A 22,882-nucleotide genomic window follows, 5' to 3' on the forward strand; every position below is an offset into this window, starting at 1 on the left:
GGGCCTCTACTGGCCCACTTCTCCGTACGCCGCCAGGAGCACCGCCGGGTCGGGGCCCTCCAGGACGGTCGGCTTGCCGAGGCCGTCGAGGACGATGAAGCGCAGCAGGTCACCGCGGGACTTCTTGTCCACCTTCATCGTCTCGAGGAGCTTGGGCCACTGGTCGTAACGGTAGGTCAGCGGCAGGCCCACCGATTCGAGCACCGTACGGTGGCGGTCGGCCGTCGCGTCGTCCAGTCGGCCCGCCAGGCGGCCGAGTTCGGCCGCGAAGTGCATGCCGACGGAGACCGCGGCGCCGTGCCGCCACTTGTAGCGCTCGTTCTTCTCGATGGCGTGCGCGAGGGTGTGCCCGTAGTTGAGGATCTCGCGCAGGCCCGCCTCCTTCAGGTCGCCCGAGACGACCTCGGCCTTGACCCTGATGGAGCGCTCGATGAGCTCGGCGGTGTGCGGTCCCGCGGGCGTGCGTGCCGCCTCCGGGTCCGCCTCGATGAGCTCAAGGATCGCCGGGTCGGCGATGAAACCGGCCTTGATGATCTCCGCGAGCCCGGAGACGTAGTCGTTCACCGGCAGGGAGTCGAGGGCCGCGAGGTCGCACAGAACACCCGCCGGCGGGTGGAAGGCGCCCACCAGGTTCTTGCCCTCGGCCGTGTTGATGCCGGTCTTGCCGCCGACCGCCGCGTCGACCATGCCGAGCACGGTGGTCGGCACGGCGATCCACCGCACCCCGCGCAGCCAGGTCGCGGCCACGAACCCGGCGAGGTCCGTGGAGGCACCGCCGCCGACGCCGACGATGACGTCGCTGCGCGTGAAGCCGGACTGGCCGAGGGCCTTCCAGCAGTACGCGGCGACCTCCGCCGTCTTGGCCTCCTCGGCGTTCGGCACCTGGATGGCGACCGCTTCGTAGCCCTGGTCGGCGAGGTCCTGGCGGAGCGCGTCGCCGGTCTCGGCGAGCGCCTCGGGGTGGATCACGGCGACCCGCTTGGCCTGGTCGCCGATGAGGCCGGGCAGCTCGCCGAGGAGCTGCCGACCGACCAGGACCTCGTACGGATCCGTGCCGGCGGTGCCACCGACGTGGATACGGGTGGGGGTCTGCTCCGTCGTCATGCTTCCTTCAACTCCAGTGCGTCGAGGACCGCCTGGGCGACCTCATCAGGGGTGCGGCCGTCGGTGGGGACGACCGCGCGGGCGACTTCGGCGTACAGCGGCCTGCGCGACTCCATCAGCTCACGCCACTGCTTGCGCGGGTTGACCGCGAGCAGGGGGCGCGCCTGGTTGAGCCCGGTGCGCTGGACGGCTTCCTCGACGTCCATCGAGAGGCAGACGACGGGGTGCTCGGCGAGGAGCGCTCGGGTCGACTCGTCGAGGACGGCGCCGCCGCCGAGGGCGAGGATGCCGTCGTGTTCGGTGAGGGCCGCGGCGACCGCGGCCTTCTCCAGGGCGCGGAAGTACGCCTCGCCCTCGTCGACGAAGATGTCGGAGATCTCCCGGCCCTGCGCGGCCACGATGTCGGCGTCGGTGTCCCGGAACGAGACACCGAGACGCTCGGACAGGAGCTCACCCACGGTCGTCTTGCCGACGCCCATCGGTCCGACCAGGACCACCTTGGGACCGGTCACCGGATCTGCAGGTTGTCGAGGTAGGACCGCACGTTGCGGCGCGTCTCGGGAACACTGTCGCCCCCGAACTTCTCCGCCACCGCGTCGGCAAGAACCAGCGCGACCATCGCCTCCGCGACGATCCCGGCCGCCGGCACGGCACACACATCCGAGCGCTGATGGTGCGCCTTGGCTGCCTCACCCGTCGCCACATCGATCGTCGCCAACGCCCGCGGCACCGTCGCGATCGGCTTCATCGCCGCCCGTACCCGCAACAGCTCACCCGTGGTCAGCCCGCCCTCGGTGCCGCCGGAGCGGCCCGAGGTGCGCTTGATGCCGTCCTCCGTGGTGACGATCTCGTCGTGCGCCTTCGAACCCGGCACGCGGGCGAGGTCGAAGCCGTCACCGACCTCGACGCCCTTGATCGCCTGGATGCCCATGAGCGCCGCCGCCAGGCGCGCGTCCAGACGCCGGTCCCAGTGCACATGCGAGCCGAGCCCGACCGGCACCCCGTACGCGAGGACCTCCACGACACCGCCCAGGGTGTCGCCGTCCTTGTGAGCCTGATCGATCTCCGCAACCATCGCCTTCGACGCATCCGCATCCAGGCACCGCACCGGATCCGCGTCCAGCTTCTCCACGTCCGCGGGGGTCGGGTACACGCCGTACGGCGCCTTGGCCGACGCCAGCTCCGTCACATGCGAGACAATCTCGATCCCGGCCGTCTCCTTCAAAAACGACCGCGCCACCGCACCCAGCGCCACCCGCGCCGCGGTCTCCCGCGCCGACGCCCGCTCAAGCACCGGCCGCGCCTCGTCGAAGCCGTACTTCTGCATGCCCGCCAGATCCGCGTGCCCCGGACGCGGCCGGGTCAGCGGGGCATTACGGGCGAGATCGGCCAGCACCTCCGGATCCACCGGATCGGCCGCCATCACCTGCTCCCACTTGGGCCACTCCGTATTGCCCACCATCACCGCGATCGGCGAACCCATGCTCAAACCGTGCCGGACACCACCCAGGAACGTGACCTCATCACGCTCGAACTTCATCCGCGCACCCCGGCCATACCCAAGACGCCGCCGCGCCAGATGATCCGCCACCATCTCCGTCGTCACCGGAACGCCGGCGGGAAGACCCTCCAACGTCGCGACAAGCGCGGGTCCGTGCGACTCCCCCGCGGTCAGCCAACGCAACCTGCTCAACGGTGCTCCTCATGCTCGCGCCTCGAACTGCTGTCTTCGACGGCGCGGCCGGGTGCGCGGCCCTGGCCCGCCACCCCCGATCCTCCCACGACCTGAGGGGCGATCCGGCGTCCGGTCCATCTGACGGACGTCCCTCGGTCACGCCTCGACCACGGCGCGACCAGGGATTTACCGTGCGGCCCGGGTTTTACCGTTCGGCCAGCGCGTGCTCCCCCGCCTTGCGCATGGCGGCGAGGGGCGCGGGGGCCTGTCCCGTCATCTGCTCGACCTGGAGCACGGCCTGGTGCACAAGGAGGTCGAGGCCGCTGACGACGGCCCCTCCGTACGCCGACCAGCGGGCGGCGAGCTCGGTGGGCCACGGGTTGTACAGCACGTCGAAGAGAGTGGCGGGCCTCTCGGGCACGGTGGCCGACAGCGCGTCCGTGGTGCCCGCAGGCGTCGTGGCGATCACCAACGGCGCGTGCAGCGCCTCCGACGCGTCCTCCCAGGACTCGGTCCTGACCTGCACGTCGAGGCGGTCGCCCCACTCGCGCATCTCGGCGGCACGGGCATCACTGCGCACGTACGCGACGACCTCACCCGCGCAGATCCGCGCAAGCGCGGCCAGCGCGGACGAGGCGGTGGCGCCCGCGCCCAGGATCGCGGCGGACTCGACCTGCTCGATGCCCCGCTCGCGGAGCGCGGCGACCATGCCGGGGATGTCGGTGTTGTCACCGACGCGCCGTCCGTCCTCGCCGAACACCACCGTGTTCACGGCTTCGACGGACGCCGCGGTCTCGCTGACCTGGTCGAGCAGCGGAATGATCGCGCGCTTCAGCGGCATGGTCAGCGAGAGCCCGGCCCATTCGGGCCCGGCTTTCCCGATGAATTCCGGCAGCGCCGCCTCGTCGATCTCGAAACGGTCGTACGTCCAGCCGGTCAGACCCAGTTCCTCGTAAGCGGCGCGGTGCAGCACCGGGGAGAGGGAATGGGCGATCGGAGAACCGAGAACCGCGGCCCGTCGCTTCTCCGCGCTCACTGCCCCTCCAGGTATTTCTTGCGGTTCTGGTTCTGCTCCTCGTTCGTCTCGGCGAAGAGCGTCTTGTCCTCGCTGACGGAGACGAAGTAATACCAATTGCCCTTGGCGGGATGCAGCGCCGAATTCAGCGCCACCTCGCCCGGGTTTCCGATCGGTCCGGGCGGGAGGCCCTTGATCTTGTATGTGTTGTACGGGTCATTGAGCTTGCGGAGTTCGTCGACCGAACCCGTCGCCAACTCGGACTTGCCGCGCAGGTAGTTGACCGTCGAGTCGAAGTCCAACAGGCCGTACGTCTCGGTGTTGTTGGGCTTGAGGCGGTTGTAGACGACCGTGGCGACCTTCTCGAAGTCATGCTTGTACTTGCCCTCGGCCTGGACCAGGCTCGCCACGGTGAGAACCTGGAGCGGATCCTTCAGGTTCAACTCCGCGGCCTTCGCCTTCAGGCCGAGCTCGTCGTACTTCTCCGTCGCATGAGAAACCATGTTCTTCAGGACGTCTGCGGGCTTCTGCCCCTTGGCGACCGGATAACTGGAGGGATAGAGGAATCCTTCCAGCGGGTCCTTGATGTCCTTGTTGGTGTTCGCCCAGTCGGGAAGTCCGAGGCTGCGCCAGTCCTTCTTGGCGACGCTCTCCGTGGTGCCCTTGGGGACATGGAGACGACTGTCGATCTGTGCGTAGACCCAGGCGTTCCGCTTGCCCTCGGGAATGATGAGGTTGCTGCGGCTCTTCGGGCTGAGCATCAGCGCGACAGCGCTCTTGGCGGACATCTCCTTCTTGAGCGTGTAGACACCCGACTGGATGGTCTGCCCGTCCGGGTTCTGCTTCTGCGCGGACACGAACGCGTCGACGCTCTTCACGACGCCCGCCGCCTTGAGCTTCTGGCCGATCACGTAGCCGCCGGAGTCCTTGGGGATCTCGACGACGGCCGTCCCCGAGCCCTCGCCCGCGTAGTCCGGCGCCGTGCCGAAACGGTCCTGGTAGAACTGGTAGCCGAAGTAGCCGACGCCGCCGAGACCACCCGCGAAGACGAGAGTGACGACCAGACAGGCGCATCCGCTTCGCCGCTTCTTGGGCTTCTTCCCGCCACGCCCGCGCCGGTCGCCCCGGCTGCCGGGGTCGTCGTCGGAGTCCTCTCCGTCGGCGAAGAACGCGTGCTCCCCCTGGTCCGGCCCCGGGTCCCAGTCGGCCTCCGACTCGGGATCGGCCTCGGGGCGCGCGGCCTTGCGGCGGCCGGGCGGCTCCGGCGGGGAGTAGGCGTCGGGCGTCGAGTAGTAGTCGTGGCTCTCCGAGCCGTACCCGGGCTGCTGGCCGCCGTAAGGGTCCATGGGGTCGCCGCCGTACGGGACCTGCCCCTGCCCGTCGGTGTCCCAGCCGCCGTTGGAGTGGCCTTGGTCGGAACCGCCGCCGTACCCCTGATCAGGGTTCCCGTTGTAGCCGTACGCGGCCCCGCCGTCATACTTCTGCTGTCCGTCGTACTGCTGCTGACCCTCGTACTGCTGCCGGCCATAGGCCTGCTGCTGCCCGGTGCTCCACTCCCCGCCGTACTGCTGCTGGGACTGGTGGGACTGCTGCTGATGCTGGTGCGGCTGCTGCGGGTGGTACTGCCCCTGGCCGCCGTAGGGGGACGTGCCGCCCGCGGGCTGCTGTCCTCCCCATCCGCTGTCCCCGTACAACGGGTCCTCCGGATGCCACGGTTCGGAGCCTGGGCCCCGGCCATACTCAGTCATCGATCCCCTACATGCCGCGAGGCGGGGCCGCCGTCGGGATGGCCGGGCAACCGTTCCGCCTCTTGATGCTGTGCGGCAGCTGTTCGAACACCGCCGCATCGCGCGGAACGTTACCGTATCGCGATCAGATGACCACTTCGACGCCCTCGCCGGGAGCTTTACCTGACGCCCGTTCGGACTCCAGGGCCTGCTGAAGGATGATCACGGCCGCGGCCTGATCGATGACAGACCTGCCCTTTTTGGACTTCACGCCGGAGGCGCGCAGACCCTGACTGGCCGTCACTGTGGTCATCCTCTCGTCCACGAGCCTCACCGAAATGGGGGCGACCATGCGGGCGAGCTCCTGTGTGAACAAACGGATCTTGGCGGCCGCCGGGCCCTCGCCCCCGTTGAGGGAGCGAGGGAGGCCGACGACGATCTCGATCGGCTCGTACTCCTCGGCGAGCTGCTTCAACCGGCGCTGCGCCGCCGGGACGTCGCGTCCCGGCACCGTCTCCACCGGCGTGGCGAGGATTCCGTCGGGGTCGCACGAGGCGACCCCGATCCGGGCGTCACCGACGTCGATGGCGAGCCGGCGGCCCCGGCGCATGCCCTGTGCAGGCTCGGTCATCAGGCCGTCTCGGTGACGAGGCGCTCGACGGCGGAGATCGCGTCTCCGATGGCGGCCGGGTTCTGGCCGCCGCCCTGGGCGACGTCCGGCTTGCCGCCGCCACCGCCGCCGAGGGTCTTGGCGGCCGTGCGGACCAGGTCGCCGGCCTTGAGGCCGCGCTCACGGGCCGCCTCGTTGGTCGCGATGACCGTCAGCGGGCGGCCGTTGGCGGTGGTGAACAGCGCCACGACGGCCGGACGGTCGCCCTGGATGCGGCCGCGCACGTCGAGGACCAGCCTGCGCAGGTCGTCGGCGCCCGTGCCGTCCGGTACCTGGCCGGTGACGAGGGCGACGCCCCGTACGTCCTTGGCGGACTCGACCAGACCGGCGGCGGCCTGGAGGACCTTCTCCGCGCGGAACTTCTCGATCTCCTTCTCGGCGTCCTTCAGCTTGGCGAGCATGCCGGAGATCTTCTCGGGAAGCTCCTCGGGACGGCCCTTGACCAGCTCCTGGAGCTGGGCGACGACCGTGTGCTCCTTGGCGAGGAAGTTGTACGCGTCCACACCGACCAGCGCCTCGATGCGGCGCACACCGGAGCCGATGGAGGACTCGCCGAGCAGCTTCACCAGACCGAGCTGGGCGGTGTTGTGCACGTGGGTGCCGCCGCAGAGCTCCTTGGAGAAGTCGCCGATGGTGACGACGCGCACGCGCTCGCCGTACTTCTCGCCGAACTCGGCGATGGCGCCCTGCTTCTTGGCGTCGTCGATCGACATGACCTCGGCCTGCACGTCCAGTTCCCTGGAGAGCACCGAGTTGATCTTCTGCTCGACGTCCGTCATCACGGCCGTCGGCACCGCGGACGGCGAACCGAAGTCGAAGCGGAAGCGGCCGGGCTGGTTCTCGGAACCGGCCTGGGCGGCCGTCGGGCCGAGCGCGTCGCGCAGCGCCTGGTGCGTGAGGTGCGTGGCGGAGTGGGCGCGGGCGATGGCGCGGCGGCGGTGCGAGTCGATCGAGGCCCAGACGGGGGCGCCGACGGTGATCTCGCCGACCTGGACGACACCCTTGTGGACGTGGACGCCGGGCACCGGCTTCTGCACGTCGCGGATCTCGACGACAGCGCCGCTGTCCATGCGGATGCGACCGGTGTCACCGATCTGGCCGCCGCCCTCGGCGTAGAACGGGGTGCGGTCGAGGACGATCTCGACCTCGTCGCCCTCGGTGGCGGCGGGCGAGGAGACGCCGTTGACCAGCAGGCCGACGATCTGGGCCTCGTTCTCCGTGAGGGAGTAGCCCGTGAAGTCGGTGGCGCCGGAGGCGTCGGCGATCTCGCGGTAGGCGTGCAGGTCGGCGTGGCCGGTCTTCTTGGCCTTGGCGTCGGCCTTGGCGCGGTCCCGCTGCTCCTTCATCAGGCGGCGGAAGCCGTCCTCGTCCACGGAGAGGCCCTGCTCGGCGGCCATCTCCAGGGTGAGGTCGATGGGGAAGCCCCACGTGTCGTGCAGCAGGAACGCCTTGTCGCCGGAGAGGACCTTGCCGCCGGCGGCCTTGGTCTCGGTGACGGCGGTGTCGAGGATGTTCGTGCCGCCCTTGAGGGCCTTGAGGAAGGCGGCCTCTTCGGCGAGGGCGACGGTCTCGATGCGCTTGCGGTCGGTGACGAGCTCGGGGTACTGCTGCCCCATCGTGTCGATGACGACGTCGACGAGGTCCTTGACGACCGGGCCCGTGGCGCCGAGCAGGCGCATGTTGCGGATGGCGCGGCGCATGATGCGGCGCAGCACGTAACCCCGGCCCTCGTTGCCGGGGGTGACGCCGTCGCCGATGAGCATCGTGGACGTACGGATGTGGTCGGCGACGACGCGCAGCGAGACGTCGGAGCCGTGCTCCGCGCCGTAGCGCACGCCGGTCAGCTCGGTGGCCTTGTCCATGACGACGCGGAGGGTGTCCGTCTCGTACATGTTCTGCACGCCCTGCAGGATCATCGCGAGGCGTTCGAGGCCGAGGCCGGTGTCGATGTTCTTCGACGGCAGCTCGCCGAGGATCGGGAAGTCCTCCTTGCCGTCTCCCGCGCCGCGCTCGTACTGCATGAAGACCAGGTTCCAGATCTCCACGTAGCGCTCGTCGTTGACGGCGGGGCCGCCCTCCTCGCCGAACTCGGGGCCGCGGTCGTAGTTGATCTCGGAGCACGGGCCGCAGGGTCCGGGGACGCCCATGGACCAGAAGTTGTCCTTCTTGCCCAGGCGCTGGATGCGCTCGGCCGGAACGCCGACCTTCTCGCGCCAGATCTGCTCGGCCTCGTCGTCGTCGAGGTAGACCGTGATCCACAGGCGCTCGGGGTCGAGGCCGAAGCCGCCCTTGTCGACCGGGCTGGTCAGCAGCTCCCAGGAAAGCGTGATGGCGCCTTCCTTGAAGTAGTCGCCGAAGGAGAAGTTGCCGCACATCTGGAAGAACGTGCCGTGCCGCGTGGTCTTGCCGACCTCTTCGATGTCGGGCGTGCGCACGCACTTCTGCACGCTGGTGACGCGCGGCGCGGGCGGCTTGACCTCACCCAGGAAGTAGGGCTTGAACGGCACCATGCCGGCCGGGACGAGCAGCAGAGTCGGGTCGTCCGCGATGAGCGACGCCGAAGGGACGACGGTGTGCCCGCGCTCCTCGAAGAAGCTCAGCCAGCGGCGGCGGATTTCAGCCGACTCCATCAGTGGTCCTCATTCCGGTTGTACTGCGTCTTCATGTCGTTCTTGTAGCTGCTGTGGCTCTCGATGACCGCGAAGCGGCGCGGCGGGGCCAGTTCGGCGTCGGGATCGTTCCGCAGGCCCAGCGCCTCGCCGAGTTCGGCCTCGCGCTCGACCATGCCGTCGCGGATGTCGAGCGCGAAGTCCTTCAGGCGGTGGCCCGTCTCGATCGCCTTGTTCGCGGCCTGCGCGGCGAGGCTCTCGGGGGTCAGCTGCTTGAGCTTGCGGTTGACCTTGGTGGTGGCCCATACGCCGGCGGCTGCGCCCGCGGTGAACCAGAACGTACGGCGGAACATCGCTGCGTCAGTCCCTCTTGGTCCGGTTGGCCCGCTTGGTCCGTCGCGCGGACGGGACGGTGCGACCCACGATCACCGTACGGCGGGACGGCTTGGCGGGCATGTCCTTTGTTTCGGGGGCGGTCTTGCGGCCGATGGCTCTGCGCACGCCGTAGCCGAACGCGGCGACCTTGACGAGCGGGCCGCCGAACGTCGAGGCGACCGTCGTGGAGAGCGCCGACGCGTTCGACGTGACCTCCTGGACGTCGGAGGCGATGGCGTCGACCCGGTCGATCTGCGTCTGCGCGGTGCGCACCGCGGTGGAGGCGTCGGCCAGGAGCGGGACCGCCTGCTCGGTCACGTCCGCGACGAGCTTGGTGGTCGCCCTGAGCGTCTGGGCCAGCCTCGCCAGTGCCACCGCGAGGAAGGAGACCAGGATCGCCCAGAAGACAGCCACCAGGATCCCGGCAACCTCTCCACCGGACACTTGGCACCGCTCCCTGGATCTCGTCCCTGAACTTCGTCCCTGAACATCGAAAACTCGTCCCCCGAGCCTATCGCGCCGGGGGCGCCGCTCCGTACCGCATTCCTCCGCGCGCTGCCAGGAGTTGCCGGAGTGATTGTACGGACCGCATGCGGATGAGTACGCTCCGTACCCCATGGGACCTTCTCAGTCCGGCAATCTTCCCCTGGAACTGAACGCCTTCGTCGGGCGGGACACCGAACTCGCCGAACTCGCCACGGCCTTGGAGGCGGGTCGGCTGGTCACGATCACAGGGGTCGGCGGGGTCGGGAAGTCACGGCTCGCGGTGCGGGCGGCGACGCGGAGCAGACTGCGCGACGGCGCCTGGCTGGTGGATCTGGCGCCGCTGCGGGACGCCGAACTGCTCGAGCACGCGGTGGTCGACGCCCTGGGTCTGACGGACCACACGAAGCGTCCGCCGCGCCAGGTGCTGCTCGGGCACCTCATGGAGCGGGAACTGCTCCTGATCGTCGACGGTTTCGAACTCCTCGTGGACGCCTGCGCCTCGCTGGTGCGGGATCTGCTGTCGCACTCCCCCGGCCTGCGGGTGCTCGCGGTGGGGCGCAGGCCACTGGAGATCGAAGGAGAGCGGCTCTTTCCGCTCGCGCCGATGCCGGGTCCGGACGCGGCGGCCCTCTTCACGGACCGGGCGGTGGCGGGTCTGCCCGGCTTCGCCCTCGACGACGACAATCGCGCGGACGTCATGGAGCTGTGCCGCCGTCTCGACGGGATCCCGCTCGCGGTGGAGCTGGCCGCGGGACGGCTGCGGGCGCTGTCGCCCGCGCAGCTGGTCGCCCGGCTCGACGACCGGTTCCGGCTGCTGACCGGCGTACGACGTGACGTGCTGCCGCGGCACCAGACGCTGCGAACGGCCATCGGCTGGAGCCATGAGCTGTGCGCGCCGCGGGAGCGGCTGCTGTGGTCGCGCCTGTCGGTGTTCGCCGGGCAGTTCGACCTGGAGGCCGCCGAGTACATCTGTGCCGGGGACGGACTGCCCTCCGACGACGTGCTCGATGTCCTGGACGAGCTGCTCGCCCAGTCCGTCGTGAACCGTGAGGACGGTCCGTCGGGCGTGCGCTACCGCATGCTCGACACGGTCAGGGCCTACGGCGCCGACTGGCTGGAGGCGGCGGGCGAGAGCGGCCGGCTGCGGCGCAGGCACCGAGACTGGTACATGGGGCTCGCCACCTGGTGCGAGCTGGACTGGTTCTCGCCGCGTCAGCCGGAGGTCGCCGCCCTCGTCGACGTGGAGCTGCCCAATCTGCGCGCAGCTCTGGAGTTCTGTCTGACCGAGGGCGACGAGGCCCACCTGGGGCAGTACCTCGCGGGCACGCTCTGGTTCTGCTGGGTGGGCTGCGGCCGTCTCGCGGAGGGCAGGCACTGGCTCGACCGGGCCCTGGAGCTCGACGGCGGGCACGAGGACTCCCGGCTCAAGGCGCTCTGGGTGCTCGGCTATGTGGCGGTGCTGCAGGGCGACACGGTCGCCGCGCTCGCCGCACTGCACGAGTGCCGGGACGGTGCGGAGCGGACGGGCAGCGCGCTCGCTGCGGCGTACGCGGAGCATCGCATCGGCTGTCTGGCCCTGGTCACGGACGATCTGCCGCGCGCGGAGGCGCTGCTGCGCTCGGCGCTCGAGCGGTACCGGGAGATCGGCGAACTCAACAGCAACGTCCTCATGGGACAGACCGAGCTCGCCATGGCGCTGGCCTTCCGGGGCGAGCTCGCGGTCGCCGTGGAGCTCTGCGAGGAGGTGCGCCGGGTCTGCGACGACCACGGGGAGCGCTGGACCCTCGCGTACGCCCTGTATGTGCTGGGTTTCGCGGCGTGGACCCGCGGCGAGGCGGGGACGGCGCGGGAGCTGCTCGCCGAGTCGCTCCGCCTGGACCACCGCTTCCACGACCTGTTGGGCACGGTTCTCTCCATCGAGCTGCTCGCACTGTTCACGGTGGCGGAGGGTGATCCGGCGGAGGGGGCGGTGTTGCAGGGCGCCGCAGCGAGCATCTGGCCGTCGGTGGGGCTGCCGCTGTTCGGCTCGGTGCACTTCGGCAGGCCGCATCTGATGTGCGAGCGGCAGGCGCGCGAGGCGCTCGGCGACGTGCGGTACGAGGAGTGTGTGCGGGCGGGTGCGGGCCTCGGGCTGGACGCGGCGGTCACCCGGGCGCTGGGCAGCGGCCCCGAGAACGAGCGAACCCGCCGCCTGCCCCGCCAGGGAGGGCGGGGAGGCGACGGGCTGCAGCAGGGTGAGCTACGTCCGGGTCAGCGGGCGTAGTACTCGACGACGAGCTGCTCGTCGCAGATCACGGGGATCTCCTTGCGGTTCGGGTCGCGGTCCAGGCGGAAGGCCAGGGCCTTCAGGTTCACCTGGAGGTAGCGCGGGGTCTCACCGTCGGGGGCGAAACCACCCTCGCGCGCGACCTGGAACAGCGGCTTCTCGCGGCTGCGCTCGCGGACCATCACGACGTCGTCGGGACGGACGCGGTACGACGGCTTGTCGACCTTGCCGCCGTTGACCTCGATGTGGCCGTGCACGACCATCTGGCGGGCCTGGTAGATCGTGCGGGCGATGCCCGAACGCAGAACCAGGGCGTCGAGACGACGCTCCAGCTCGATGACCAGGGCCTCACCGGTCTTGAGCTGCGTCTTGGACGCACGCTCGTAGGCACGGACGAGCTGACGCTCCGAGAGGTCGTACTGCGCGCGCAGCCGCTGCTTCTCGAGCAGACGGACCTTGTAGTCCGAGTTCTGCTTGCGCCCACGGCCGTGCTCGCCCGGCGGGTAGGGACGGGCCTCGAAGTACTTGACGGCCTTCGGGGTCAGCGCGATGCCGAGGGCACGCGACTTCTTGACCTTGGGGCGGGACTGGTTCGGCATGAACCAACCTCTCTGTTCTCTGTGAAATCGGCTTCACCAGGGTTAGGGGAGGTCGCAATCCGCAGCCTGGGAAACCTCGCGGGCCGTGGGCTCGAAAGCCGTGGGGCCGTGAGGCAGCCGCTCCCTGGTCTGGGCACAATGTGCAGCACGCGAGTGGCCCACCGACCGATTCCCGGGGCTGTGGGCTCCGGGTGGTGGTGGGCTGCCCGCGACACCTTCGACGGTGCGCGACGCTCCTGGATCCCCTTCGCCTCGCGGCGGTGGGGTTCCGGCTGGATGTCCCGTTCTGGTGGTGCCGGTACGAGACCGGACACGGGACGCAGCACTTCGGGCAAGTGTACCGGGTACGGCGGGGTGCTTCAGCCTTCGGGCTGCTCGCCCCGCAGGCGGGCGCGGACCCGCTCGACCACGTCGGCGTACCGTGCCTCCGCGCCGTACCTCGTCGGCTGGTAGTAGCGCTTGCCCTCGATGGTGTCCGGTGCGTACTGCTGGGTGGCGATGCCGCCGGGGACGTCGTGCGGGTATACGTACCCCTGGGCGTGGCCCAGCTTGGCCGCGCCCTTGTAGTGGCCGTCGCGCAGGTGGGGCGGGACGGGGCCCGCGAGGCCGCCGCGGACGTCGGCCTGGGCCTGCTGGATCGCGATCGTCGCGGCGTTCGACTTCGGGGCGAGGGCCAGCGCGATCGTGGCGTGGCTGAGGGTGAGCGCGGCCTCGGGGAAGCCGATCATCGCAACGGCCTGGGCGGCGGCGACCGCGGTGGGCAGGGCCGTCGGGTCGGCGAGACCGATGTCCTCGCTGGCGGAGATCATCAGGCGCCGGGCGATGAAGCGGGGGTCCTCGCCCGCCTCGATCATGCGGGCCAGATAGTGCAGGGCGGCGTCCACGTCCGAGCCGCGGATGGACTTGATGAGGGCGCTCGCCACGTCGTAGTGCTGGTCCCCGTCGCGGTCGTACTTCACGGCGGCCCGGTCGACGGACTCCTCCAGGGTCTGGAGGGTGATCGACTCCTCGCCCTTGGCGAGCGCCGAGCCCGCGCCCGCCTCCAGTGCGGTGAGCGCACGCCGGGCGTCACCGCCCGCGATCCGCAGCAGGTGCTCCTCGGCCTCCTCGGGCAGCTCGACCGCGCCGGCCAGGCCCCGCTCGTCGACGAGTGCCCGGCGCAGCAGGCCGCGCAGGTCGTCGTCGGTGAGCGGTTCGAGGGTGAGGAGCAGGGAGCGGGACAGGAGCGGGGAGATGATCGAGAAGTACGGGTTCTCGGTGGTCGCGGCGATCAGCGTGACCCAGCGGTTCTCCACGGCGGGCAGCAGGGAGTCCTGCTGCGCCTTGCTGAAGCGGTGGATCTCGTCGAGGAAGAGGACGGTCTCCTTGCCGTGGCCGCCCATGGCCCGGCGGGCGCCGTCGATGACTGCGCGCACTTCCTTGACGCCCGCGGTGATCGCGGAGAGCTCGACGAAGCGCTTGTTCGTGGCCTTGGAGACCACGTACGCGAGGGTGGTCTTGCCGATGCCGGGCGGGCCCCACAGGAACACCGAGGAGGGCCCGGCGGGCCCTCCGCCGCCCTCGCCGACGAGGCGGCGCAGCGGCGAGCCCGGCTTCAGCAGGTGCTGCTGGCCGACGACCTCGTCGAGGGTGCGGGGGCGCATCCGGACGGCCAGGGGGCTGCTGGACGGGTCCTTCTCCTGGCGGTCTTCGGCTGCGGCGGTGAACAGATCGGGCTCCACGTCAAGAACCCTATGTCACCGCACTGACAATCCCTCCGGGCAGCCGGTCAGGCCCAGAGGTCGGCGCCCCAGCGGGTGAGGATCAGCATCGCGATGACGCCGGTGTGCATCACCGGCAGGGCCCAGGTGAAGTCCGCGAGGAAGCTCCTGGCCCAGGCGGGCGCGGGCAGGAATCCGGCGCGGATGTTGGACGAGGTGACGTACCAGAACATCACGAGCGTCACGATCCAGGCGAGCGTGCACCAGAGGCAGAGCGCGTTGATGTGGTAGAGCGACTGGATCATCAGCCAGGTGCAGAAGCCGACACCGAAGAGCATGCCCGCGTTGAACGTGAGCCAGTACCAGCGGGGGAAGCGGGCCCCCGCGAGGAGGCTCATGCCGACGCAGATCACGATGCCGTAGGCGACCAGCCCGAGCATCGGGTTGGGGAAGCCGAAGGCCTCCGCCTGCTCGCTCTTCATGATGCTGCCGCAGGCGACGACGGGGTTGATGCTGCAGCCCGGCTGGAAGTTCGGGTCCTTCAGGAGCTCGAACTTGTCGAGGGTGATGACCCAGGCGGCGAGCAGACCGCCCGCGCCGGTGATCACCAGGAGCAGGGCGAGTGCGCGGCTGCCGCCGACGGACCGGGGAGCGACCGTACGCTCCTGCTCGTCCAGGGCGCCGTCCTTCGCTGACATCGTTTTGCTCATCACGCCGTTCCGTCGCTTGAAGTGGCCGCGGGCAGGGACATTGTGCCGTACGTACCTGTGTGTCCGTCCCCGGAACGGCGGCGCGGGGTCCGTTTCCGGACCCCGCGCGCAGAGGCCTTACGCCAGCTTCGCCGTGAGCACCGCGACGACCTCGTCGACCGCGACGGCGCTCTGCTCGCCGGACTCCATGTCCTTGAGCTGGACGACGCCTTCGGCGAGATCGCGCTCACCGGCGACGACGGTGAAGCGCGCACCGCTGCGGTTGGCGTTCTTCATCGCGCCCTTGAGGCCCTTCCCGCCGTACGAGAAGTCCGCCGCGACTCCCGCCTTGCGCAACTCGGTCACCTTGGCGAACAGGACGCGACGCGCCTCGTCGCCGAGCGGCACCGCGAACACACTGGTGGACGCGGGCAGTTCGAGCTCGACGCCCTCCGCCTCCAGGGCGAGCACCGTGCGGTCCACGCCGAGCGCCCAGCCGACCGACGGCAGCGAGGGGCCGCCGATCATCTCGGAGAGGCCGTCGTACCGTCCGCCGCCGCCGACCGCGGACTGCGAGCCGAGGCCGTCGTGGACGAACTCGAAGGTCGTGCGGGTGTAGTAGTCCAGGCCGCGGACGAGCTTCTCGTCGTCCTCGAAGGCGACGCCCGCCGCGGTGATCAGCTCGCGGACCTGCTCGTGGTACGCCTTGCACGCGTCGCACAGGTAGTCGCGCAGCGAGGGCGCGCCCACCAGCTGCTGCTGGACGTCGGCCCGCTTGTCGTCGAGGACCCGCAGCGGGTTGATGTCGATACGTCGACGTGTCTCCTCGTCCAGGTCCAGGCCGCGCAGGAACTCCTGCAGTGCGGCGCGGTAGACGGGGCGGCACTCCTTGTCGCCGAGCGAGTTCAGCAGGATGCGGAAGTTCCGCAGGCCGAGGGCGCGGTACGCCTGGTCGGCCAGGATGATCAGCTCGGCGTCGAGCGCCGGGTCCTCGGCGCCGATGGCCTCGGCGCCGACCTGGGAGAAGTGCCTGTAGCGGCCCTTCTGCGGGCGCTCGTACCGGTAGTAGGAGCCCGAGTACCAGAGCTTGACGGGGAGGTTGCCCGCCTTGTGGAGGTTGCCCTCCAGGGCCGCGCGCAGCACGGAGGCGGTGCCTTCGGGGCGCAGCGCGAGCTCGTCGCCGCCCTTGGTGGTGAAGGCGTACATCTCCTTGGTGACGATGTCGGTGGACTCACCGACACCGCGCGCGAACAGCTCGACGTTCTCAAAGCCGGGCGTCTCGATGTAGCCGTAGCCGGAGTTGCGCAGCGGCGCGGCGATGGCCTCGCGGACCGCGAGGAACTTCGCGGAGTCCGGCGGCAGCAGGTCGTACGTGCCCTTGGGGGCCTTGAAGGTGCTCACGGAATTTCTCTCGTCACATTCCTCGTCGCGGGGCGGACGTCGGGTCCGCGCCCAGGCCGGCGGCCACCTGCCGCATGTACGGGTTGGTGGCGCGCTCCTGGCCGATGGATGTCTGGGGGCCGTGGCCGGACAGCACCACGGTCGAGTCGTCGAGCGGCAGGCACACGCGGCCCAGCGATTCGAGGATCTCGGTGTGGCTGCCGCCGGGCAGGTCGGTGCGTCCGATGGAGCCGGCGAAGAGCAGGTCGCCCGAGAAGAAGACCGAGGGGATCTCCTCGGTCTCGGGCATCCGGAACGTCACCGACCCCTTCGTATGGCCCGGGGCGTGCGCGACGGAGAAGTCGAGGCCCGCCAGCTTCAGGTCGGCGCCGTCGGACAGCTCCCGCAGGTCGTCGGGCTCCCCCACCGTCAGCTCGCCCATGAGCGGCATCCCGATGGAGCGGCCGAGCGCCTTCTCGGGGTCGCTCATCATGTACCGGTCGGAGGGGTGGATCCACGCGGGTACGTCGTGCGCCCCGCAGACCGGGACGACCGAGGCGACGTGGTCGATGTGGCCGTGGGTGAGGATGACCGCGACGGGCTTGAGCCGATGCTTCTCGAGTGCGTCCTCGACTCCCTGGGCGGCCTGGTGGCCCGGGTCGATGATCACGCACTCCTCGCCTGCGGCGGGGGCGACCAGGTAGCAGTTGGTGCCCCAGGCCCCGGCGGGGAACCCGGCAATGAGCACGATCGTCCTTCGTTCGTCGTCCGGCGGCGGGTGACCGCGGCCCCCGGCGGGAGAACGCGGCAGATCAGAGCCTACCGGCGCTGCCGATTTCACAGGTAACCCATATACGGTACGGGGCACTACGCGGCGCATGCCGAGACATGCGCGGGAGAAGGGGAGAAGAGCCGGTGGTCAGCCAGGAACAGCGGCGCAAGCAGCTCGCCCGGGAGAAGTTGGTGCGCCAGCAGCAGCGGCGGGAGGCCGCGCGGCGCAGGGCGCGGGCGCGCAACGCGGTGATCGCGGGCGCCCTCGCGGTGGTCGTGGCGGGCGGCGCGGTGTCGTACGCGGCGGGAGCCTTCGACGGGGACGACACCAAGGACGACGCGAGCGCGAGTCCCAGCAGCACCCCGAAGGATCCGTGCGCGAAGGCGGCCCCCGGCAAGGTGAAGCCGCTGAGCTTCGACAAGGAGCCGAAGCTCGCCATCGACAAGTCCGCCGACTACACGATGGACTTGCAGACGACGTGCGGCGACATCGCCCTGGACCTGGACGCGGCGAAGGCCCCGCGCACGGTCAACTCCTTCGACTTCCTGGTGAAGAAGGGCTACCTCGACCACACCAGGTGCCACCGGCTCACGACGGGCGGCATTTACGTTTTGCAGTGCGGCGACCCGAAGGGCGACGGCACGGGCACGCCCGGTTACAAGATCCCGGACGAGAACCTCAAGGACGAGCGGCTCAAGGGCAAGGTGTATCCGGCGGGCACCGTCGCGATGGCGAACCAGTACAACGCCCGGACGAAGAAGGGCAGGAACAGCGGCGGCAGCCAGTTCTTCCTCGTCTACCAGGACAGTCAGCTGCCGCCCGACTACACACCGTTCGGGACCATTTCCGATTCGGGGATGAAGGTCCTGAAGAAGATCGCCGCCGCGGGCGAGAGCAGCGGGCAGGGTGACGGTGCCCCGAACGCGACCGTCGTCATCGACAAGGCCACCGTCACCAAATCCTGAGCGCCGCCAGGCAAACTTCGGTCGTGCGGGATGCGGACAGCCGCCCCGCCGGTCGCCTATGTTGGCGGTGACGAAACTGTGGACGATGCCGGGGGCCCGAGGCCCTGCGCAGGCATCATGTGGAGGAGGCGCTGTGAGCAGCGACCCGTGGGGCCGCGTCGACGAGACGGGGACCGTGTACGTGCGTACGGCCGACGGCGGCGAGCGAGTGGTCGGTTCGTGGCAGGCAGGATCTCCGGACGAGGCCCTGGCCTACTTCGAGCGCAAGTACGACGGTCTGGTCGTCGAGATCGGACTTCTCGAGCGCCGGGTGAAAACCACCGACCTGTCGGCCAAGGACGCGATGACCGCCATCGATCACCTGCGCCAGCAGGTCGACGAGGCACACGCGGTCGGCGATCTTGACGCCCTGGGCAAGCGGCTCGACAAGCTCGTGGAGAGCGTCGAGGCGCGCCGCGAGGAGCGCAAGGTCCAGAAGGCCAAGCAGTCCGACGAGGCGCGGCACGCCAAGGAGGCGCTGGTCGTCGAGGCCGAGGAGCTGGCCCAGAGCGAGCAGTGGCGGGCGGCCGGCGAGCGGCTGCGGGCCCTGGTGGACACCTGGAAGGGTCTGCCGCGTCTCGACCGCAAGTCGGACGACGAGCTGTGGCACCGCTTCTCGCACGCCCGCTCGGCGTTCTCCAAGCGCCGCAAGGCGCACTTCGCGTCGCTGGACGCGCAGCGCGAGGAGGCCCGTAAGGCCAAGGAGAAGCTGGTCGGCGAGGCCGAGGCGCTGTCGAACTCGACGGACTGGGGTCCGACGGCCGCGCGCTACCGCGAGCTGATGGCCGACTGGAAGGCCGCGGGCCGTGCCCAGCGCGAGCACGAGGACGACCTGTGGAACCGCTTCCGCGGCGCCCAGGACGTGTTCTTCGCGGCGCGCAGCGCGGTCTTCGCGGAGCGCGACGCGGAGCAGGGCGAGAACCTGAAGCTGAAGGAGGAGCTGGCCGCCGAGGCGGAGAAGCTCGTCCCGGTGACGGACCTGAAGGCGGCCCGTGCCGCCTTCCGTGCCATCAACGAGCGGTGGGAGGCCATCGGCCACGTCCCGCGGGACGCACGGCCGAAGGTCGAGGCCCGGATGCACGCCGTGGAGCGGGCGCTGCAGGAGTCCGAAGAGGCCGAGTGGCGCCGGACGAACCCGGAGGCGCGGGCTCGGGCCGAGGGCCTGACGGGGCAGTTGCAGGCGGCGGTGGACAAGCTGGCGGGGCAGATCGAGAAGGCGCGCGCCGCGGGCAACAACGCCAAGGCCGACAAGCTCCAGAGGGAGCTCGAGGGCCGCCAGGCGCTGCTCGACCAGGCCCTCAAGGGTCTGCACGAGTTCGGCGGCTGAGTTTTCGGCACACTACGTAGAGGGGCTCCCGCACATCGCGTGCGGGAGCCCCTCTACGTAGTACCGCGTTTACGGCCTGCGCGCCGACGTCACCCGGTAGACGTCGTACACGCCCTCGACGCCCCTGACCGCCTTGAGCACGTGCCCGAGGTGCTTGGGGTCGCCCATCTCGAAGGTGAAGCGGGAGGTGGCGACGCGGTCGCGGGAGGTCTGCACGGCCGCCGACAGGATGTTCACGTGCTGGTCCGAGAGGATACGCGTGACGTCCGACAGGAGGCGCGAGCGGTCCAGGGCCTCGACCTGGATGGCGACCAGGAAGACCGAGGACTGGGTGGGCGCCCACTCGACTTCCAGGATGCGCTCGGGTTCACGCGAGAGCGAGTCGACGTTCACGCAGTCGCTGCGGTGAACCGATACGCCGCTGCCGCGCGTGACGAAGCCGATGATGGGGTCGCCCGGCACGGGTGTGCAGCAGCGGGCCAGCTTGACCCACACGTCCTCGACGCCCTTGACGACGACACCCGGGTCGGCGTTGGAGCGGCGCTTGCTGCGGCCGCGCGAGGGCGGCGCGCTCTCGGCGATGTCCTCGTTGGCGGCCTCCTCGCCGCCGAGCGCCTGGACGAGCTTCTGCACGACGGACTGCGCGGTGACGTGGCCCTCGCCGATCGCGGCGTACAGCGACGAGATGTCGGGGTAGCGCATCTCGTGGGCGAGGGTGACCAGCGAGTCGCCGGTGAGGATCCGCTGGATCGGCAGGTTCTGCTTGCGCATGGCGCGCGCGATGGCGTCCTTGCCCTGCTCGATGGCCTCGTCGCGGCGCTCCTTGGAGAACCACGCGCGGATTTTGTTGCGCGCCCGGGGCGACTTGACGAAGCCGAGCCAGTCGCGGGACGGGCCCGCGCCCGCGGCCTTGGAGGTGAAGACCTCCACCAGGTCGCCGTTGTCCAGGGTCGATTCGAGCGGTACGAGGCGGCCGTTGACCCGCGCCCCTATGGTGCGGTGGCCGACCTCGGTGTGCACCGCGTACGAGAAGTCGACGGGGGTGGCGCCCGCCGGAAGCGCTATGACGTCGCCCTTCGGGGTGAAGACGAAGACCTCGTTGCGCGACAGGTCGAAGCGCAGCGACTCCAGGAACTCGCTGGGGTCCTCGGTCTCCTTCTGCCAGTCCAGGAGCTGGCGCAGCCACGCCATGTCGTTGAGGTGGTCGTCCTTGCCGCCCGCCTTCTTCGGCACGTCGGTGCGCACCTTGGAGGCGCCGGCGACGGCTTCCTGCTTGTACTTCCAGTGCGCGGCGATGCCGTACTCGGCGCGGCGGTGCATGTCGAACGTGCGGATCTGCAGCTCGACGGGCTTGCCGTTGGGGCCGATGACCGTCGTGTGCAGCGACTGGTACATGTTGAACTTCGGCATCGCGATGTAGTCCTTGAACCGGCCGGGGACCGGGTTCCATCGCGCGTGGACGGTGCCGAGGGCGGCGTAACAGTCGCGGACCGTGTCGACGAGGACACGAATCCCCACCAGGTCGTAGATCTCCGCGAAGTCACGGCCGCGGACGATCATCTTCTGGTAGACGCTGTAGTAGTGCTTCGGGCGTCCGGTGACGGTCGCCTTGATGCGGGCGGCGCGCAGGTCGGCCTGGACCTCGTCGGTCACTATGGCCAGGTACTCGTCGCGCTTGGGGGCGCGCTCGGCGACGAGCCGCACGATCTCGTCGTACATCTTGGGGTAGAGGATCGCGAAGGCGAGGTCCTCCAGCTCCCACTTGATGGTGTTCATGCCCAGGCGGTGCGCTAGCGGAGCGTAGATCTCCAGGGTCTCGCGGGCCTTCTTCTCCTGCTTCTCGCGCTTGAGATACCGCATCGTGCGCATGTTGTGCAGGCGGTCGGCGAGCTTGATGACCAGGACGCGGGGGTCCTTGGCCATGGCGACGACCATCTTGCGCACGGTCTCGGCCTGCGCGGCCTCGCCGAACTTGACCTTGTCCAGCTTGGTGACGCCGTCGACGAGCAGGGCGACCTGGTCGCCGAAGTCGCGCTTGAGGGTGTCCAGGCCGTACTCGGTGTCCTCGACGGTGTCGTGCAGGAGCCCGGCCATCAGGGTGGCGGGGTCCATGCCGAGCTCGGCGAGGATGGTCGTCACGGCAAGCGGGTGCGTGATGTACGGATCGCCGCTCTTGCGCTTCTGACCGCGGTGCCAGCGCTCGGCGACCTGGTACGCCCGCTCGATCTGGCGGAGCGTCGACGTCTCGATCTTGGGGTCGTTGCTGCGCACTATGCGCAGCAGGGGCTCCAGGACGGGGTTGTACGGGTTCGACCGCTGCACGCCGAGGCGGGCGAGCCGGGCCCGCACGCGGTTGGAGGAACCGGAACGCGCGGGCTGGCCGGTGGCGGGCCGGATCGCCGGAGCCGTCGGGTGGTGGTCCGCGGGCGGCTTCGGGCGGGGCTGCTCGGCCGGCTTGTCGCCCCGGGACACCTCTCCCTGGGCACGCTGCGCGGACGTGCCGTCCTGTGCGCCCGCGGGCTTCTTCGCGGGCGCCACGGATCCGGCCGAGGCCTCCTTGCCCTGCTGGGCGGCCTTGGCGGCGGTGAGTGGCTGGGACTCGTCTGGCAAGAGCGCTCCCTGTGCGCGATCGGGGTCCCCCGGTCAGGCCCCGAAGAGTCCATGGTATCGATCCTGGGCCGTCGGCTCGCATTGGGCCGGTGAGGAAGCTGCAAGCAAGGGGAGCGCGGGAGGCCACCTGGCAGACCAACGGCTTCCGCCAAGAACACGCAAGGCCGGGCTCGGAGCACTCCGAGCCCGGCCTCTACACCGGATGTACCTACTGGTGCCATCTAGAGACAAGGACCGCACCAATACACCGGGCGCTGGGTGACTATCGTCAGCGCCACTTGAAGAGGGCGAAACCCTTCACCTTTATCGCCTTATTGGCAGCCACATTCCCCCACGGAACATTCTTCTTACGCCCGTTCGCCCCGCAACCGGCGTCGTACCACTTCTCCCGGCCGTTCTTATAGCCCTTCACCTTTACGCAAACCCTGCCGCGCTGAGAAGCCCACTGGTAGCCGGTCTTGAAGCCCGGAGCACCCCAAAGGGAGCATGTGTGATCTTCAATCTTCGTCCACCGCCCCGGGACACCGACCGCGCTCTTCCAAGAATTAGAGCATGCCCCCGCACGCTCAGCCGAGCTCGGCTTGACGGCTTTCGCCGATGCCGTCGCCTTTGAGTGCGACGGAGCTGCGTTCACTGGAGCGGCCGCCGCCGACATCGCGGCAACAGATGCCATGGCTACCACTCCTGTGGCGATCTTACGTGAGACCGACACGTAGTTCCCTCCGTTTTGAATTCGCCGTTCATTCCTCTTGCGAGGAGGTCGAGATCAATTTTGCAGTGAACACATCGTCACCTCAAGCAACTTGAGCAACATTTGAGCTAGCAACCACGATTGTTGAGTGCTGGATTTTTTACGAAATTACAATGCGACTGG

Annotated in this window: 17 protein-coding genes and 1 pseudogene; 3 read left to right on the forward strand and 15 right to left on the reverse strand. The window is 69.6% G+C overall.

What is annotated here, in order from left to right; all coding sequences use genetic code 11:
• Positions 1 to 6 precede the first annotated feature (6 nt).
• The 9 genes from aroB to DEJ47_RS05945 all read right to left on the reverse strand — a co-directional run bounded on the left by aroB (position 7) and on the right by DEJ47_RS05945 (position 9,619).
• Positions 7 to 1,104 carry a 3-dehydroquinate synthase gene (gene aroB, locus DEJ47_RS05905; RefSeq protein WP_150165607.1) on the reverse strand — a complete coding sequence of 366 codons (1,098 nt, stop codon included), beginning with the start codon at positions 1,102 to 1,104 and terminating at the stop codon, positions 7 to 9.
• Positions 1,101 to 1,616, reverse strand: a complete 516-nt coding sequence (locus tag DEJ47_RS05910; RefSeq protein WP_150165609.1) for a shikimate kinase — start codon at positions 1,614 to 1,616, stop codon at positions 1,101 to 1,103. The genes aroB and DEJ47_RS05910 overlap by 4 nt, the downstream gene beginning before the upstream one ends.
• A complete protein-coding gene (aroC, locus tag DEJ47_RS05915; RefSeq protein ID WP_150165611.1) occupies positions 1,613 to 2,797 on the reverse strand; it encodes a chorismate synthase in 1,185 nt (394 codons plus the stop codon). The genes DEJ47_RS05910 and aroC overlap by 4 nt, the downstream gene beginning before the upstream one ends.
• A 187-nt stretch (positions 2,798 to 2,984) precedes the next feature.
• Positions 2,985 to 3,815, reverse strand: coding sequence for a shikimate dehydrogenase (locus DEJ47_RS05920; protein ID WP_223828247.1), 831 nt, complete (start codon positions 3,813 to 3,815; stop codon positions 2,985 to 2,987).
• A complete protein-coding gene (mltG, locus tag DEJ47_RS05925; protein WP_150165613.1) occupies positions 3,812 to 5,542 on the reverse strand; it encodes an endolytic transglycosylase MltG in 1,731 nt (576 codons plus the stop codon). Before mltG ends, DEJ47_RS05920 begins: the two co-directional genes overlap by 4 nt.
• A 124-nt stretch (positions 5,543 to 5,666) precedes the next feature.
• Positions 5,667 to 6,152, reverse strand: coding sequence for a Holliday junction resolvase RuvX (gene ruvX, locus DEJ47_RS05930; RefSeq protein WP_150165615.1), 486 nt, complete (start codon positions 6,150 to 6,152; stop codon positions 5,667 to 5,669).
• The gene (gene alaS / locus DEJ47_RS05935) at positions 6,152 to 8,821 is read right to left on the reverse strand and encodes an alanine--tRNA ligase (RefSeq protein WP_150165617.1); all 2,670 of its coding nucleotides are present in this window, start codon (positions 8,819 to 8,821) and stop codon (positions 6,152 to 6,154) included. The genes ruvX and alaS overlap by 1 nt, the downstream gene beginning before the upstream one ends.
• Positions 8,821 to 9,153: a DUF6167 family protein gene (locus tag DEJ47_RS05940; RefSeq protein ID WP_150165619.1), complete on the reverse strand. Its 333-nt coding sequence runs from the start codon at positions 9,151 to 9,153 to the stop codon at positions 8,821 to 8,823. The genes alaS and DEJ47_RS05940 overlap by 1 nt, the downstream gene beginning before the upstream one ends.
• Before the next feature lie 7 nt (positions 9,154 to 9,160).
• Positions 9,161 to 9,619 (reverse strand): DUF948 domain-containing protein, encoded by a 459-nt coding sequence (locus DEJ47_RS05945; protein WP_150165621.1) that lies wholly within the window; start codon positions 9,617 to 9,619, stop codon positions 9,161 to 9,163.
• Positions 9,620 to 9,791: 172 nt separating this feature from the next.
• Between DEJ47_RS05945 and DEJ47_RS05950 the strand changes: the two are divergent.
• Positions 9,792 to 11,886, forward strand: a pseudogene (locus DEJ47_RS05950) (ATP-binding protein); the annotation flags it as partial.
• A 25-nt stretch (positions 11,887 to 11,911) separates the two neighbouring features.
• On the opposite strand, the gene rpsD reads toward DEJ47_RS05950, so the two are convergent.
• The 5 genes from rpsD to DEJ47_RS05975 all read right to left on the reverse strand — a co-directional run bounded on the left by rpsD (position 11,912) and on the right by DEJ47_RS05975 (position 17,043).
• Positions 11,912 to 12,526, reverse strand: coding sequence for a 30S ribosomal protein S4 (gene rpsD, locus DEJ47_RS05955; protein ID WP_055563995.1), 615 nt, complete (start codon positions 12,524 to 12,526; stop codon positions 11,912 to 11,914).
• Positions 12,527 to 12,885: 359 nt separating this feature from the next.
• The gene (locus DEJ47_RS05960; protein ID WP_150165623.1) at positions 12,886 to 14,247 is read right to left on the reverse strand and encodes a replication-associated recombination protein A; all 1,362 of its coding nucleotides are present in this window, start codon (positions 14,245 to 14,247) and stop codon (positions 12,886 to 12,888) included.
• A gap of 47 nt (positions 14,248 to 14,294) precedes the next feature.
• On the reverse strand, positions 14,295 to 14,936 hold the full coding sequence (locus DEJ47_RS05965; RefSeq protein ID WP_150165625.1) for a vitamin K epoxide reductase family protein: 642 nt from the start codon (positions 14,934 to 14,936) through the stop codon (positions 14,295 to 14,297).
• A gap of 117 nt (positions 14,937 to 15,053) precedes the next feature.
• Positions 15,054 to 16,316, reverse strand: a complete 1,263-nt coding sequence (gene hisS, locus DEJ47_RS05970) for a histidine--tRNA ligase (protein ID WP_150165627.1) — start codon at positions 16,314 to 16,316, stop codon at positions 15,054 to 15,056.
• A gap of 13 nt (positions 16,317 to 16,329) precedes the next feature.
• Positions 16,330 to 17,043, reverse strand: a complete 714-nt coding sequence (locus DEJ47_RS05975; RefSeq protein ID WP_150165629.1) for an MBL fold metallo-hydrolase — start codon at positions 17,041 to 17,043, stop codon at positions 16,330 to 16,332.
• Between the two features lie 167 nt (positions 17,044 to 17,210).
• On the opposite strand from DEJ47_RS05975, the gene DEJ47_RS05980 reads away from it, so the two are divergent.
• Positions 17,211 to 18,032 carry a peptidylprolyl isomerase gene (locus DEJ47_RS05980; RefSeq protein ID WP_150165631.1) on the forward strand — a complete coding sequence of 274 codons (822 nt, stop codon included), beginning with the start codon at positions 17,211 to 17,213 and terminating at the stop codon, positions 18,030 to 18,032.
• Positions 18,033 to 18,165: 133 nt separating this feature from the next.
• On the forward strand, positions 18,166 to 19,398 hold the full coding sequence (locus DEJ47_RS05985) for a DUF349 domain-containing protein (protein WP_150165633.1): 1,233 nt from the start codon (positions 18,166 to 18,168) through the stop codon (positions 19,396 to 19,398).
• Positions 19,399 to 19,467: 69 nt separating this feature from the next.
• On the opposite strand, the gene DEJ47_RS05990 is transcribed toward DEJ47_RS05985, so the two are convergent.
• On the reverse strand, positions 19,468 to 22,008 hold the full coding sequence (locus tag DEJ47_RS05990; protein WP_150165635.1) for a RelA/SpoT family protein: 2,541 nt from the start codon (positions 22,006 to 22,008) through the stop codon (positions 19,468 to 19,470).
• Positions 22,009 to 22,882 lie beyond the last annotated feature (874 nt).

The organism is Streptomyces venezuelae (genome assembly GCF_008642355.1).
Taxonomy (GTDB): Bacteria; Actinomycetota; Actinomycetes; order Streptomycetales; family Streptomycetaceae; genus Streptomyces; species Streptomyces venezuelae_B.